Raw genomic sequence first — 12,102 nt, 5'->3', positions numbered from 1 at the left:
CGGGCCGGGGCTTGGGAAGTCCTGGTGGGCAGCGGTGGTTGGCCAGGATGTCCTACCACCATCTGCCCACCGGGGGAAATGAATCCCAGCCGGGCCCAAGCACCGTCATTGCGAGACGAACGCCCGCTGCTCATGCTCCGCGCAATGACGGGTGAGAGCCTACGACTTCCCCCACACCTCGTTCGCCACTTCCACCGCGAGGCTCAGCTTGGCCCACTGCTCTTCCTCGGAGAGGATGTTGCCTTCCTCGGTGGAAGCAAAGCCGCATTGCGGCGATACTGCGAGCTGGTCGAGCGGGGCAAACTTGGCGGCCTCATCGAGGCGGCGCTTGATGTCGTCCTTCTTCTCGAGCTCGCCGAACTTCGAGGTAATGACGCCGACCACCACGACCTTGTTGCCCTTCGGCAAATAACGCAGCGGCTCGAAGCCGCCGGCGCGGTCGGAATCATATTCGAGGAAATAGCCGTCGTAATTGGTGCCGGCCAGCATGGTCTCGGCCACCGGCTCGTAGCCGCCGGACGAAATCCAGGTCGAGCGGAAATTGCCGCGGCAGACATGGGTGGTGATCACCATGTCGGCCGGCCGCTCGGCCAAAGCGTAGTTGATGACGCGCGCGTAGATTTCCTGCAGGCCGTCGGGATTGTCGCCGCGATCGCGCGCCTTCTGCAGTTCGTCCTGCGAGCAGAGATAGGCCCATACGGTGTCGTCGAATTGCAGGTACCGGCAGCCGGCGTCATAGAACGCCCTCACCGCCTTGCGATAGGTCTTGCCGAGGTCGAGGAAGAATTCCTCCAGATCAGGATAGACCTCCTTCGAGATCGACTTGCGGCCGCCGCGGAAATGCAGCACGGCCGGCGACGGGATCGTCATCTTCGGCGTAACGTGGGCCGTGTCGGCGTGCTTCTTCAGGAAGCGGAAGTGATCCAGCATCGGATGGTTGTCCGGGAAGTCGAGCTTGCCGATGACGCGGACGGCGTCGTGGCGGGTCTCGACGCCCGCGAACTGAATACCAGTTTCGGGGTGGAACAACTCGCACCCCGTGAGATGGCTAAGAAAATCGAAATGCCACCAGGAGCGGCGGAACTCGCCATCGGTCGCGAGCTTCAGCCCGATCGAGGCCTGCTTGTGCACGACCTTTTCGATCTCGAGGTCTTCGGCCTTGCGCAGGTCCTCCGCCGTGATCTCACCCTTCTCCAGCTTGGCGCGCGCTTCCTTGATGCGCGGCGGCCGCAACAGACTGCCGACCTCGTCGGCGCGGAACGGGGGCTTTGTTCTCTGCATGGTCTCAACTCCGATAAAGCTAGTGGGCGGCCGCGCCGGCGACGCCGAGATAGCGTTCGAGCACGGCGGGATCGGCCTTCAACGCGCTGCTGGCCGCATCATGCACGATTGCGCCGCGTTCCAATATCACAACCCGATCGGCCAGCCCCAGAATCTTTTGCGCATTCTGCTCGACGATGACAGAGCAGATGCCGCCGGCCCGGGTGATGGTGCCGAGCGCCCGCAGCAATTCCTCGACGATGATCGGCGCCAGCCCCTCGGTCGGCTCGTCCAGCAGCAGCACCTTGGGATTGAGGGTCAGCGCGCGGCCGATCGCCAGCATCTGCTGCTCGCCGCCGGAAAGCTGGTTGCCGAAATTGTTGCGGCGCTCCTTCAGCCGTGGAAACATCTGGTAGACCTTGTCCACGGTCCACGGACCGGGCTGGGCCACCGCGGTCATGTTCTCCTCGACCGTCAGCGAGCGGAAGATGTTGCGCTCCTGCGGCACCCAGCCGATCCCGGCCCGCGCCCGCTGGTCCGGGCGCATCGCGGTAATGTCGAGCCCGCCGAGCGCAATCGTGCCGCCGAAATGGCGGGTGATGCCGACGATCGAATTGATCAGCGTGGTCTTGCCGGTGCCATTGCGCCCCAGCAGCGCCAGCACCTGGCCCTCGCCCAGCGACAGCGACATCGAGGGCAACACCACGGCTTCGCCATAGCCGGCGCGCAAGGCATCGATGGCGAGAAGCTCAGGCATGGGCCGCCTCGCCGAGATAGACCGCCTTCACTTGCGGATCGCGCGCCACTTCGTCCGGCGGACCTTCCACCAGCATGGCGCCGTTGACCAGCACCGAGATACGGTCAGCGAACGAGAACACCAGATCCATATCGTGCTCGATCAGCAGCACGGTGACATCGCGCGGCAGGGCAGCGACCGCCGCCAGAATATCGTGACGCTCGCTCTCGGGGACGCCGGCGGCGGGCTCGTCGAGCAGCAGCACACGCGGTTTGGTCGCGATCGCCACCGCAATCTCGAGCAGGCGCTGCTTGCCGTAGGGCAGCGTCGCCGTGCGCTCGTTCATCACGTCGAACAAATGAAACCGTCCGAGCGTCTCCGCGATCTCCTGATTGACGTCGTCGCGCGTGCCCATCCCCCGCCACCAGTCGCCGCCGCGGCCGAGCCGTTCGGAGACGGCGAGCCCGACCGTTTCGAGCGGGGTCAGGTCGGCATAGAGCTGATTGATCTGGAAGGTGCGCGACAGCCCGCGCAGCACCCGCGTGTGGACCGGCAGCTCGGTGATGTCGTTACCCTCGAGCAGGATCCGTCCCGCATTGGGCTTGAGCACGCCGGTCAGCAGATTGATGACGGTGGTCTTGCCGGCGCCGTTGGGCCCGATCAGGGCATGGCGGGCGCCCTGCTCCACCTGCAGCGACAGCTCGCGCGTGACCCGCAAGCCGCCGAAGGATTTTTCCAGCCCCCTGGTTTCGAGCGCAATCGTCATGGCGCATCGCTTTCGGGAACGGCAACGACGGCCTTGCGTCCGAAGACCTGACGGATCACGAGGTTCGGCACCCAAAGCACCCAGCGATGGATGCGTTCGCGGCCGACTAGCACCATCACGACCAGGACGAGCCCGATCCAGAACAGCCAGTATTGCGGCGTGATGGTCTGAAACAGTTCCTGCAGCATCTTGAACACGACGGCGCCGATCAGCCCGCCATAGAGATAGCCGGTGCCGCCGATCACGAGCACCAGCATCAGATCGGCCGAGCGTTCGAACGCGAACACGTCGAGGGAGGCCAGCGCCGTGGTCTGGGTGAACAGCGCCCCGGCAATGCCGGCGTAGAACGCCGCAATCGTATAGATCGCGATCAGGCGGCGGTTGACGGGCACGCCGATGGCCGAGGCTCGCAGCGGGTTATTCTTGATCGCGCGCAGCGACAGGCCGAACGGCGAATTCACGATCCGCCGCGCCAACAGAAACAGCAGGAACAGCACGATCAGCGAATAGAAGAAACCGGTCTTGCCGAACATGTCGAACGCGAACAGGCCAAGGATCGGCTGCATCTCGATGCCCTGCAGCCCGTCGGTGCCGCCGGTGATATTGGAGAACCGTTCCGCCAGAGCTTCGAGTAGCAACGCAATGCCAAGCGTCACCATCAGCCGTGTGAGGTCGACGCCGCGGATGACGAGGAAGCTGGTGAGGAAGCCGAGCACCATGGCGACGAGGCCGGCGACCACCAGTGCGATCACCGGCTCGTTGATGATGCCATGCAAGGCGAGCAGCCCGGCCGAATAGGCGCCAACGCCAAAGAACGCGGCGTGCCCCAACGAAACGATGCCGGCGTAGCCGAGGATCAGATCGAGCGACAGCGTGAACAACGCCAGCCGCAGGATATCGGTCATAATCAGATAACGGGACGGAAACAGGAACGCGCAGGACAAGGCAAGAATCCAGAACGCGATCTCGGCCGGGCGCCAGCGGGCGCGGGCGATGGCATGGGATGAGACGTCGGAGGCTGCGGTCATCGCGGACTCATCGCGCGGCAGCGCGGCCGAACAGACCGTTCGGACGCCAGATCAGGATAACGATCATGATGGTGTAGATGACGAAGGGCCCCATCTTCGGCACGTAATATTTGCCGGCGACGTCGCCGATGCCGAGCAGCAGCGACGCCAGGAACGGCCCGGTGATACTGGAGGAGCCGCCGACGGTGACCACGATCAAAAAGTAGATCATGAATTTTAGCGGAAAATACGGATCGAGCCCGAGGATCTCGGCGCTCAGCGCGCCGCCGAGGCCGGCAAGGCCGCAGCCGAAGGCAAATGTGAACGCAAACACCTGCGGCACGTTGATGCCGAGGCCGCTAGCGGCGCGCGGATCGTCCACCGCAGCACGCAGGCGGCTGCCAAACCGGGTTTTCGCCAGGATCAGTTGCAGCGCCACCGTGAGCAGGCCGCAGATCACGATGATCATCAGCCGGTAGCGGCCGATGCCGATGCCGAAGAAATCGAACTGTCCCTCCAGCGCCGCCGGCAGTTTGATGAAAATCCGCGACGATCCCATGATGTAATCGACCGCCGCCACCGACATGAAGGTGAGGCCGATCGTGAACAGCACCTGGTCGAGATGGCTGCGGGTGTAGAGGTGGCGGTAAAGCGTGCGCTCCAGCGCCACGCCAATCAGCGCGGCCGTAACAAAGGCGAGCGGAAGAGCCGCGAAGAACGGCCAGCCAGAATTGTTGACCAGCACCGCGCAGATATAGCCGCCGGTCATCGCGAAGGCGCCATGGGCGAGATTGACGAAATTCATCAACCCCAGCGTCACCGCCAGCCCGCAGGCGAGCACGAACAGCAACATGCCGTAGGCAACACCGTCGAACAGGATGGTGAACAGCGTGGTCATGGGATGGGACAGAACCTCTCAACGCAACCCGTCATTCCGGGATGGTCCGAAGGACCAGACCTCAGGTGCGCAATTGCGCACCGGGGAATCTCGAGATCCCGGGTTCGCGCTGATGCGCGCCCCGGGATGACGACTTCGTCGTCACTTCTTCGTCTTACCGGAATCCTTCACCGCCTCGAAGGTCGCGAACTCGACGTTGTAGAGTTCGCCGTCGACCTTCTCGACCTTGCGGATGTAGATGTTCTGCACGATGTCGCGGGTTTCCGGATCGATCATGATCGGGCCGCGGGGGCTTTCCCACTTTGCGCCCTTCATCGCCGCGATCAGCGCATCGCCGTCAGTCTTGCCGCCGGTCTTCTTCAGCGCCTCGTAGATCAACCGGATACCGTCATAGCCGCCGACCGCCATGAAGCCCGGGCGCTGGCCGAACGCCTTCTTGTAGGCGGCGACGAATTCCTTATTTGCCGCAGACGGATGGGCCGCGGAGTAGAGATGCGCGGTGACCGTGCCGAGCGCGGCGTCGCCCATGCCGTTGAGCACGTCGTCGTCCATCACATCGCCGGGGCCGATCACCTTGATGCCCGCCTTGTCGAGGCCTCGCTCGGCATACTGCTTCATGAAGCTGCCGCCTTGGCCTGCCGGCACGAACACGAACACGGCGTCGGGCTTGGAATCCTTCATGCGCTGCAAGAACGGAGAAAAATCAGGATTTTGCAGCGGCACCTTCACCTCTTCGACGATCTCCCCTCCGCCGGCGGTGAAGTTCTGCTTGAAGAAGTTCAGCGCGTCGTTGCCGGGCGCGTAGTCGGAGGTCAGCGTTGCGACCTTCTTGATGCCGTTCTTCGCGGCCCAGTCACCGATGATGGTACACGACTGCGCCAGCGTGAAGGAGGTGCGGACGATGTAGGGCGAGCGCTCCGTGATGATCGAGGTGCCGGCCGCCATCACGATTTCGGGAACCTTGGCCTGCGTGGCCAGCGGCGCCGCCGCGAGTGCAGCGGGCGTCACGCCAAAACCTGCGATGAAATTGACCTTGTCGTTGACGATCAGTTCCTGCGCGAGGCGCTTGGTGTTGTCGGGAACCGCTGCGTCATCCTTCAGGATGACTTCGATCTTCTTGCCGGCGACGGTATCGCCGTTCTGCTGCATGTAGAGCTTGACCGCGTTGTCGATCTGCTTGCCGGTCGATGCCTGCCCGCCGGTCATCGGCAGGATCAGGCCGATCTTGACGGTCTCCTGGGCGTAGGCCGGCGCAAGCGCCAGCATCGCGGCGACCGAGCCTGCGGCCAGCAATATTTGACTGCGAATAGACATGAGCATCTCTCCCCCTGATCGGCCTTGTGTTTCGAACCGAGTCCCCGGCCCTTGATCTCACCATAACCCAGAATTTTCCGCCGGGTAGCGCGGCAACATGGCGTCCTTGGCCGCCTTGTTGTCAATCGGACCATTGGCTTGTCGCAGCGAAGAGCCGCATAGCGCATGAAGACGCGATGGTATTATTACACGATCCAGCATCGCTGCCCTCCCGCGATTGCCACTATTTGTACGATTGTACAAATGAAATGGTCCTGTCAACAAAGAACCTATCGCCGGTTCCCAACCGCAGCGCCCTAAATCCATCATCCTTAAACGGTTAAGGTTGTAGTCTTCTGCCGATGCCGACCAGCGCGCGCCACATTGTCACGATCGTCACCGTTGCCCTCTCGGGCTGCGGCTTGAGCGGCTGTGGGACCATCAACGAGAAAGTCTCAGCCGGCGTCAGCGATGCCATTCCGGCCTGGGCCGGCGGCCTGCCTGCCGACGCGCCGCCGCGCCCGGGAACCGCGAAGTATGACGAGTACATGCGGGAGCGCGAGCGAAAGCGCCTGATGCCGGCTTCCGAGCGCGACAAGGAGACCAACCCGGCTCCTGCGTCCAAGGATGCGGCGCGCTAATCCATGAACACCACGGTCTTGCGGCCGTTGAGGATGACGCGGTCCTCGAGATGATGGCGCATGGCGCGCGCCAGCACACGGCGTTCGATATCGCGGCCCTTGCGCGAGAGATCTTCCGGCGTATCGCGATGGCTGATGCGCTCAACGTCCTGGTCGATGATCGGGCCTTCGTCGAGATCGCGGGTGACATAATGCGCGGTGGCGCCGATCAGCTTGACGCCGCGTTCATGGGCCTGGTGATAGGGCCGCGCGCCCTTGAAGCCCGGCAGGAACGAATGGTGGATGTTGATGCAGCGCCCGGACAGTTTTGCCGACATTTCGTCCGACAGGATCTGCATGTAGCGCGCCAGCACGACAAGGTCGGTCCCCGTGTCCTGAACCAGTTTCCAGACCGCCTCTTCCTGCTCGCGCTTGGTTTCCTTCGTCACCGGCAAATAGTGGAACGGGATCTCGCCGAAATCGAGCGAGCTGTAGGTCTCGCGCGGATGGTTGGAAACGATCGCGGTCGGAATCATTTCGAGTTCGGCGGTGCGCCAGCGGTAGAGGATGTCGACCAGGCAATGATCCGACTTGGAGACCAGCAGCATCACCCGGCGGCGATTGGCGCGGTCGCGCATCTGCCAGTCCATGCCGAAGCGCTCGGCGATCGCCGCAAAGCCGGTCTGCAGCGCCTGCAGTTCGACGGCGAGATCGGCGGCGGTGAACACCACCCGCATGAAGAATTTCCCGGTTTCGACGTCGTCGAACTGCTGGGCATCCAGGATGTTTTGCCCGTTATGGGCGAGAAAGGTCGACACCGCGGAAACGATGCCGGGGCGATCCGGGCAGGACAAGGTCAGGACGAATTGATGATCGGGCATGGCGCTGACTTGACTACAATTCAGGCAGAAGGGTGAAAACCTCGGATTTGCGGCCCTGCTCTATCACCGCCGACGCGCTTGCGCCAATCCGGAAACCGGGGTCAGGATGAACAAAGCGCGAAGCAAAAGCGTTGGAGCGAGATCATGGCTGACAGATTGAACGGTTACCGCATCCTGATCCTGGAAACGCGCGAGGAAGCGCAGTTCTCCCGCCTGCTCACCGAGCAGGGCGCCGACGTGCTGCAATGCCCGATGTTCACCATCCACGATGCGCCGGACCCGGCGCCGGTCGAAGCCTGGATCAGGCGGGCAATCGAAAAGCCCTTCGACGATTTGGTGCTGATGACCGGTGAAGGCCTGCGCCGGCTGATGAAGGTGGTCCGGCGCATCGGCGTCGAGCAGGAGTTCATTGCCTCGCTCGGCAAGGCGCGCAAATTCGCCCGTGGTCCCAAGCCGGGCAAGGCGCTGCGCGAAATCGGGCTGGAACCGGAGATGACGACGGAGAAGCCGACCTCCGAAGGCGTCGCCGAGATGCTGTCGCGGCTCGATCTCGGCGGCCATCGCGCCGGCTTGCAGCTCTATCCGGACAAGGACCACAGCGTCCTGATCGGCGCGATCAAGGCACAAGGGGCCGAGGTCGATACCGTGCTGCCTTACGTCTACGACGCGCAGGCCGCTGACGTTAACATCATCAATGCGATCGACGAGATGGCGGCCGGCCGCATCGACGCGATCGCGCTGACCAATCTCGGCCAGATCCGTCGCCTGATCGAGGTCGCGCGTGCGCGCGGCTGCGAGGATCGATTGCGCGAGGGGCTCGATCGGACTCCGATCGCATCGGTCGGACCGGCGGTATCAGATGAACTCAAGACACACGGCCTGCGCACCGATATCTATCCAGCGGAGGACGCTTTTTTCATGCGGCCGCTGATCTCGGCGATGGCGGTGGCGCTGGGGAAGAATCCGCCGCGCATGGTTGCGAGAAGCTGACGGTCCATAATCCGCAGGAGCGGACTACCTTGCTTTCAAAAGCGGGCTTATCTCGCCAGCGTCTGTGATGCCGAGCATTCGTCCCAGTTCCAGCGCACGCGGCAGGACCCAAAACGGCGTGTCGGGATCGAACGGCGCCGGCTCGCGCGTCAAATTGTAGAGCGTCTTGGCGCAAATCTCTTCGAAGTTATATTGAGCCAGAGCTAACTGATCGTTGCGCTTCGCCGCCGCTAGCGTCTTCCGCCTAATCTCAGAAAACAGGGCGTGGGCTTCCTTGCGGCGGGACCTATCATTCGCCAACGTGATCAGTTTTGCTGATCGCGAAGTGTTTCCTTGTCCTCGCAGCGCCCCTCAAAGAACGTAAGCGGTGCCAGGATTGCCTTGATTACGTCCCCAATCATGCGGAGACCTTAGCGCACTCGGCAGATCTCTCAAATGGATCACTTGCGAACATCATGATGCGGATGATCCGCATCTGCTTTGCCCCGAAAGCGAACATTGCCGATCGCGGTCACAGCCTTACGTCGCTGCCGATTTGATCAATCCCCGCCTAGTCCACCTTGGCGCCGGCGAACTTGACCACCTTGCTCCACTTCTCGGTTTCGTCCGCCACCAGCTTGCCGAACTCTGCGGGCGAGCCCGGCAGCAGGATGGCGCCGATCTCGGCAAAGCGTGCCTTTGCCTTGGGATCGGCGAGGATTTCATTGACCGCCTTGTTGAGCCTGTCGACAATTTCTGGCGGCGTGCCCTTTGGCGCTGCGAGGCCGTACCAGGCGCTCGCCTCGTAGCCCGGCAGGTAATCCGCGACCAACGGCAAATCCGGCAGCACGTCCGAACGTGTCGTGCTGGTGACTGCAAGCCCGCGCAGCTTGCCGGATTTGACGTGCTCGGCGCAGGTCGGAAGGTTGTCGAACATGACATGCATCTGGCCGGAAAGCATGTCGGTGAGCGCCGGCGCGCCGCCGCGGTACGGCACGTGCTGCATGTTGATCCCAGTCAGCATCTTGAACAGTTCGCCCGACATGTGGATCGTCGAGCCGTTGCCTGACGATGCCATGTTGAGCTTGCCCGGGTTGGCCTTGGCATAGGCGATCAGCTCGGGGATCGACTTGATCGGCAGTGACGGATGCACCACCACGACATTGGGAAAGCGAATGATGCCGGCGATCGGCTCCATCTCCTTCATGAAATCGAAGGGCAACTTGTCGTAGAGCGTGGCGTTGATGGCGTTGGCCGGCGCCACCAGAAGCAGCGTGTAGCCGTCTGGCGTGGCTCGCAGCACCTGCTCGGTCGCAATATTGGTGCCGCCGCCCGGCCGGTTCTCGATGACGAAGGATTGCCCGAGCTTTTCCGACAGCCATTGCCCCATCAGGCGCGACGTGAGGTCCGCCGAGCCGCCGGGCGTATAGCCGATCACGACGCGAACCGGGCGCGATGGATAGGCCTGCGCGCTTGCGATGCTTGACGTAACGGGGAGCGCAGCCGCACCGGCGACGAGCTGCAAGAACTGGCGACGCTGATATTCCATCATGCTTCCTCCGACAACGCGCGCCGGCGGCTCTGTGCGACCGCTCGGCGCGCGCATCCTAGAGCATGATCGGGAAAATTGGATACCGATTTTCGTCAGGGAGAGGCGAAATGCTTTCGCATTAGCGCAACTGACAGGCCTTTCGTTCGGCGAGCTAGACGCTCACCGCTGTGCTCAAACACAGTAAGACTATCCCGGCTTGCCGCGGCCGCTATGGCGGCGGCGGATAGCGATCGAAGGTGGGCAGTTCGTGCGCGCGCTCCATCCAGCGAAGGCGCTCTGCGACCTGGATATGCACCATGGCTGGCACGGCATCGGGATCATCGTAGGTCGCGCTCTGGATATCGACGATCCCGGGCAGCACATTGGCATTGGTGTAGAAGAGACCGGTGCCACAGTTTGCGCAAAACTGTCGCCGGCCATGTTCCGATGATTCGTAAACCTTGGGCGTTCCGTTCGTCACCTTGAGCGCGTCCTCCGCGTACATCGTCCACCCAACCATCGGCGCGCCGGCGTGACGGCGGCAATCCGCGCAATGGCACAGCGCATGAACGATAGGTTTCCCCGCGATCTCATAACGGATGGCGCCACAGTGACAGCCACCGGTGATGTTGCTCATGCCGTTCTCCCGATAGATGCGGCTTTCGATCGAAGCCCGTCATCGGGCGCTGCATTCGCGCGACCCGTTGGCTCCTCCGGGCTACGACGTCTGTGGTTACGCCGACTTCCTGACCGCGTTGTCGACCAGCGTCTTGCCGAGCGACCAGATCGCGCCGGGCACCTTGTGACTCGCGGCAATGACGTCGTCGAACGATTTTTCGATCCAGGTGCAATCTTCTTCCGTGATCACCAGCGGCGGCAGCAGCTTGATGGTGTGGCTGCCGTGGCCGGAGACCTGCGTCAGGATCTTGTGATCCTTGAATAGCGGTACGGTGATGAGCTGGCAGAACAGGCCTTTATTTGCGGTTTCCAGCAGATTCCAGGAAGCCTTCAGCTTCAGCGATTTCGGCGGACCGAACTCGATGCCGATCATCAATCCCTTGCCGCGCACTTCCTTCAGCAGTTCATAGCCCGGCACCATGCGGGTCAGCGCAAGGCGAAGCTCGGCGCCGCGCTTGGCGGCCTGCTCGACAAGTTTCTCCTGCTTGATCACTTCGAGAGTGGCGATGCCGGCGGCCATCGCCATATCGTTCTTCGAAAAAGTCGAGCCGTGCACGACCGCGCGATCCATCTGGTTGAAGATCTTGTCGAAGATGGACTTGCGGGTCAGCAGCGCGCCGACTGGCACGTGACCGCCCGACAGCGCCTTTGCCAAGAGCACCATATCGGGCTCGACATTCCAGTGCTCGACCGCGAGGAATTTTCCGGTGCGGCCGATACCGGTCTGGATTTCGTCGGCAATGAAGATCGTGCCGTATTTTTTGCACAGCGCGGCAGCGCCCGGCAAAAATTCATCCGAGGGCATGTTGACGCCCTTGCCCTGGATCGGCTCGACAATGAAGGCTGCGACCTGGCGCGAGGACAAAGCCTGCTCGAGCGCGGCGAGATCGTTGAAAGGTATCTGCGTGCATCCCGGCAGCAGCGGCTCGAAGCCGCTTCTGAAGTTCGCATCGTCCATCAGCGACAGCGCGCCGTAGGACAGGCCGTGGAAGGAATGCGAGCAGGAGACGATGCCGGGACGGCCGGTCGCACCGCGCGCGAACTTGATTGCGGCCTCGACGGTCTCGGCGCCGGAATTGGCAAAGAACACCTTGTCCAGATATGGAACATGTTCGAGCAGGCGTTCCGCCAGTACGCCCGCGAGCGTCGAGACGTCGAGTTGCACCAGATTGGGAAAATCGCTGTCGAGCACGCTTTTCAGCGCCTGACGCAATGCCGGATGATTGCGGCCAATCGCAAAAACGCCAAATCCGCTGAGTAGATCGAGATAGCGGGCCCCATCACGATCGAACAGGTACTGACCTTGACCCTTCTGAAAGCCCACATCGTAGCCGATGGTCTTCAGCACCCGGACGAGCTGCTCGTTCAGATGGCGCGCATGCATGGAACTGCGCTGCGCCTGCCGCTCTACAAACAGCCCGGAAACGTCTAGATATGAATCTGGCATTGGCTACATACGTCGG

Annotated in this window: 12 protein-coding genes; 2 read left to right on the top strand and 10 right to left on the bottom strand. The window is 62.4% G+C overall.

Annotation, left to right across the window (positions count from 1 at the left end):
* Positions 1-159 precede the first annotated feature (159 nt).
* The 6 genes from V1277_RS24505 to V1277_RS24480 form a co-directional block, all read right to left on the bottom strand.
* Positions 160-1,281 carry a cobalamin-independent methionine synthase II family protein gene (locus tag V1277_RS24505; RefSeq protein WP_334418498.1) on the bottom strand — a complete coding sequence of 374 codons (1,122 nt, stop codon included), beginning with the start codon at positions 1,279-1,281 and terminating at the stop codon, positions 160-162.
* A gap of 19 nt (positions 1,282-1,300) precedes the next feature.
* Entirely contained in the window at positions 1,301-2,017 is a 717-nt protein-coding gene (locus V1277_RS24500) for an ABC transporter ATP-binding protein (protein ID WP_334418497.1), read from the bottom strand.
* Positions 2,010-2,762 carry an ABC transporter ATP-binding protein gene (locus V1277_RS24495; protein ID WP_334418496.1) on the bottom strand — a complete coding sequence of 251 codons (753 nt, stop codon included), beginning with the start codon at positions 2,760-2,762 and terminating at the stop codon, positions 2,010-2,012. Before V1277_RS24495 ends, V1277_RS24500 begins: the two co-directional genes overlap by 8 nt.
* The gene (locus V1277_RS24490; protein WP_334418495.1) at positions 2,759-3,790 is read right to left on the bottom strand and encodes a branched-chain amino acid ABC transporter permease; all 1,032 of its coding nucleotides are present in this window, start codon (positions 3,788-3,790) and stop codon (positions 2,759-2,761) included. Before V1277_RS24490 ends, V1277_RS24495 begins: the two co-directional genes overlap by 4 nt.
* Positions 3,791-3,797: 7 nt before the next feature.
* Positions 3,798-4,667: a branched-chain amino acid ABC transporter permease gene (locus tag V1277_RS24485; protein ID WP_334418494.1), complete on the bottom strand. Its 870-nt coding sequence runs from the start codon at positions 4,665-4,667 to the stop codon at positions 3,798-3,800.
* Between the two features lie 141 nt (positions 4,668-4,808).
* The gene (locus V1277_RS24480; RefSeq protein WP_334418493.1) at positions 4,809-5,981 is read right to left on the bottom strand and encodes an ABC transporter substrate-binding protein; all 1,173 of its coding nucleotides are present in this window, start codon (positions 5,979-5,981) and stop codon (positions 4,809-4,811) included.
* 341 nt (positions 5,982-6,322) lie between these two features.
* Between V1277_RS24480 and V1277_RS24475 the strand changes: the two genes are divergently transcribed.
* A complete protein-coding gene (locus V1277_RS24475; RefSeq protein ID WP_334418492.1) occupies positions 6,323-6,601 on the top strand; it encodes a hypothetical protein in 279 nt (92 codons plus the stop codon).
* Here the strand turns inward: V1277_RS24475 and purU are convergent.
* Positions 6,598-7,461, bottom strand: a complete 864-nt coding sequence (gene purU / locus V1277_RS24470; protein WP_334418491.1) for a formyltetrahydrofolate deformylase — start codon at positions 7,459-7,461, stop codon at positions 6,598-6,600. The two genes, V1277_RS24475 and purU, sit on opposite strands and share 4 nt — an antisense overlap.
* 144 nt (positions 7,462-7,605) lie before the next feature.
* Here purU and V1277_RS24465 point away from each other — a divergent pair, with 144 nt between their 5' ends.
* Positions 7,606-8,451, top strand: a complete 846-nt coding sequence (locus tag V1277_RS24465; protein ID WP_334418490.1) for a uroporphyrinogen-III synthase — start codon at positions 7,606-7,608, stop codon at positions 8,449-8,451.
* Between the two features lie 550 nt (positions 8,452-9,001).
* Here the strand turns inward: V1277_RS24465 and V1277_RS24460 are convergent.
* The 3 genes from V1277_RS24460 to hpnO all read right to left on the bottom strand — a co-directional run bounded on the left by V1277_RS24460 (position 9,002) and on the right by hpnO (position 12,086).
* Positions 9,002-9,979 carry a Bug family tripartite tricarboxylate transporter substrate binding protein gene (locus V1277_RS24460; protein ID WP_334418488.1) on the bottom strand — a complete coding sequence of 326 codons (978 nt, stop codon included), beginning with the start codon at positions 9,977-9,979 and terminating at the stop codon, positions 9,002-9,004.
* A 211-nt stretch (positions 9,980-10,190) separates the two neighbouring features.
* Complete coding sequence (locus V1277_RS24455) at positions 10,191-10,598, bottom strand: GFA family protein (protein WP_334418487.1); 408 nt, start codon at positions 10,596-10,598, stop codon at positions 10,191-10,193.
* A 96-nt stretch (positions 10,599-10,694) separates the two neighbouring features.
* Positions 10,695-12,086 (bottom strand): aminobacteriohopanetriol synthase HpnO, encoded by a 1,392-nt coding sequence (gene hpnO / locus V1277_RS24450; protein ID WP_334418486.1) that lies wholly within the window; start codon positions 12,084-12,086, stop codon positions 10,695-10,697.
* Positions 12,087-12,102: the final 16 nt, after the last annotated feature.

Origin of the sequence: Bradyrhizobium sp. AZCC 1588 (assembly GCF_036924735.1) — a bacterium.
In the GTDB taxonomy this organism is placed as follows: Bacteria; Pseudomonadota; Alphaproteobacteria; order Rhizobiales; family Xanthobacteraceae; genus Bradyrhizobium.
This window is presented reverse-complemented; position numbering and strand designations above follow the sequence as displayed.